The sequence below is a fragment of the Streptomyces sp. WAC 04229 genome, from assembly GCF_003947455.1.
Lineage (GTDB): Bacteria > Actinomycetota > Actinomycetes > Streptomycetales > Streptomycetaceae > Streptomyces.
Window position 1 is genome coordinate 1 of sequence record NZ_QHJH01000364.1, and the last position, 2,582, is coordinate 2,582.

General features: G+C 74.3%; 2 protein-coding genes. Both read right to left on the reverse strand.

Features of this window, described 5'->3' with window-relative positions; all coding sequences use genetic code 11:
* A partial coding sequence (locus tag DMH12_RS38115; protein WP_125495819.1) for a polyamine aminopropyltransferase occupies positions 1-1,502 on the reverse strand: 1,502 nt, incomplete at its 3' end.
* Positions 1,503-1,635: 133 nt separating this feature from the next.
* The gene (locus tag DMH12_RS38120) at positions 1,636-2,172 is read right to left on the reverse strand and encodes a DUF2617 family protein (protein ID WP_185832780.1); all 537 of its coding nucleotides are present in this window, start codon (positions 2,170-2,172) and stop codon (positions 1,636-1,638) included.
* Between the last annotated feature and the right edge of the window lie 410 nt (positions 2,173-2,582).

A 2,582-nucleotide genomic window follows, 5' to 3' on the forward strand; every position in this document is an offset into this window, starting at 1 on the left:
GCCAGGAGGAAGCCCCAGTCGCGGGGGGCGCGGGGAGCGGCGGCCGTGCGGTCGGGGCCGGGCGTGAAGCCGGAGTCCCGGGCGGCGACGCGGTAGGCGACGGCCGGCAGTCCGGCCGCGCGGAGCGTCGCCTCCACCGTCCAGAAGGTCCGGGGCCGGGCGGCCGCCGGGCCCGCGTGCACCACCAGCCGCCCGTCGGGGGCGAGCACCCGCCGCAGCAGACCGTAGAACTCCTGCGAGTACAGCTTGGTGCTGGCGGTGATGCCCGGGTCGGGCAGGTCCGAGATCACCACGTCGTACGTCGCGGAGGGCGTCGACCGCAGCCGCCGGAAGGCGTCCTCCGCCAGGACGTGGACGCGCGGGTCGCCGTAGGCGTGCTCGTTGAGGGTGGACAGGCCGGGGTCGTGCCGGGCCAGCCGGGCGAGCCCGGGGTCGAGTTCGACGACGTCGACGCGCTGCACGCCGGGTCGCCGCAGCACCTCCCGGGCGGCGAGGCCGTCGCCGCCGCCGAGGATCAGCACGCGCGCGTGCGGACCGCTCATCGCCGGGTGCACCAGGGCCTCGTGGTAGCGCCGTTCGTCGCTGCCGCTGACCCGCAGCCGCCCGTCCAGGAACAGGCCGAGGGACCGGCCGTCGGTGCCCCCCGTGAGGACGACCTCCTGCACTCCGGTCCGGACGGCCACCCGGACGTCCTGGCCGTACACGGCCTGCCGGGCCGCCCGTTCGAAGTCGTCGGCGAGGACGGTGGCCGTGGCGAGGAGGGCGAGTACGAGGAGGTTGGCGGTCAGCAGCAGCCAGCGGGCCCGGCGCGTCAGGTCGCGCCGGAACAGACCGAGGACCAGGGCGGCGCCGACGACCGCGTTGACGGTCCCGGTGAGCAGCGCGCCGGTGAGCTGGCCGAGGAAGGGGAGCAGTACGAAGGGGAAGGCGAGACCGCCGACGAGCGCGCCGACGTAGTCCGCGGCGAACAGGTCCGCGACGGCGCCGCCCGCGTCCTGCCTGCGCACGCGCTGGATCAGCTCCATCAGCAGCGGCACCTCGGCGCCGATCAGCACACCGATGACCAGCGAGAAGGCGACCAGCAGGAAGCGCGGCCCGTCGGCCCACAGGCCACCCCAGCCGCCGGTCCAGGCGAAGGCGGCGTACAGGATCATCGCGCTGGAGCCGCCGACGAGGGCGAGGACCGCCTCGACCGCGCCGAAGCCGGCGGCGGCCAGCCGGCGCAGCCGTTTGGCGGCGAGCGAGCCGAGGCCCATGGCGAAGACCATGACGGACAGGACGACGGACGCCTGGGTGACCGAGTCGCCGATCAGGTACGAGGCGAGGGCGACCAGTTCGAGTTCGTACACCAGCCCGCAGGCCGCGCAGACGAACACGCCCGCCAGGACCAGGAACCGCGCGAGGGCGGGCCGGACGGGCAGCCGCGCGGGCGCCTGCGGACCGCAGGGGCGGCCCCAGGACGGCGGAGAGCCGGGTGGGGCGGGCGCGTGCGGATCGATCACGGAGTGACGTTACGTCACTCCCCCACTGCGCTTCGTCACCCACACGTGTGAAACTGGCGTCGCGTTCGGCCCCACAGGTTTATCCGGGAGCGGCCCGGCGGCGGACCGCTCCCCGCCCGGCGGGGCCCCCGGCTCACACCGCGGACGGCCTGAGCTGCGACGTCGGCACCCGGATGCCCACGCGGGTCCGGGTCGCCACCACCTGCCCGTCCTGCGGGTAGGCGTGCCAGGTGCGCCAGTGCACCTGCCCGTCGCGCCGCTGGGCCAGCAGCGCGGTGAAGGCGTGCGGGCTGCCCGGGAAGACACCGGCCAGACCGTGCGGATGGTCGGAGACGAGGGCCAGCAGCTCCTGGGCGCGGCCGGCGAAGGAGCCCGGCGTCAGCACCTCCACCCGGGCGGCGAACTCGTACTCCCAGTCGCCCACCCGTTTGGCGACGCCGAGCGGCAGCGGGGTGCTGCTGCCGGGGATGCACGCCACCGTCTCCGAACAGCTCCCCCGCTCCTCCTCGAGGAGCACTTGGTGGGAGGCGCCGAGGAGTCTCAACTGCAGTTTCGCGTCCGTGAGTTCGACATCGAGAGAGGCGAGCGCGGGCAGCGGCTCGCGCCCCAGGGCCCAGGCCAGGTCCGCGGCGCGCGTGTCGGTGTAGGCGGTGTTCAGGGTCGTGAGCATGGATCGGCTCCGCAAGCACACAAGGAGAGGAAAATGTGGGGCCCGCGCATCCCGGCCACTGCCGGGGCTGCGGTCCGCGCAGCCCGGTCGGCCGGTCAGGAGGGGGGTCAACAGGTCGTCCGAGGAGCTGCGTTGGTGAAGGAGAGGGAATCATGAACCATGGCGCCACCACAGCGTTTTTACCCAACTTCGTGGGGTTTCCATCCCTCAGGGGGCTCCACTGCTCAACTGTTCAACCAGGGCGCACACCCCGAGCGAACGGAGTGCGCCGGAGCGTGCGAGCGCCCACCGGGTGTACGGCCCGGTGGGCGCTCTCGGCGGGGACCGGGGCCCGGCCCCAGGACCGGGCCCCTCGGCGGGGATGCGGTTCCCCCTGGCTGGAGCTCAGCTGCCCCGTGTCAGCTGCCTCC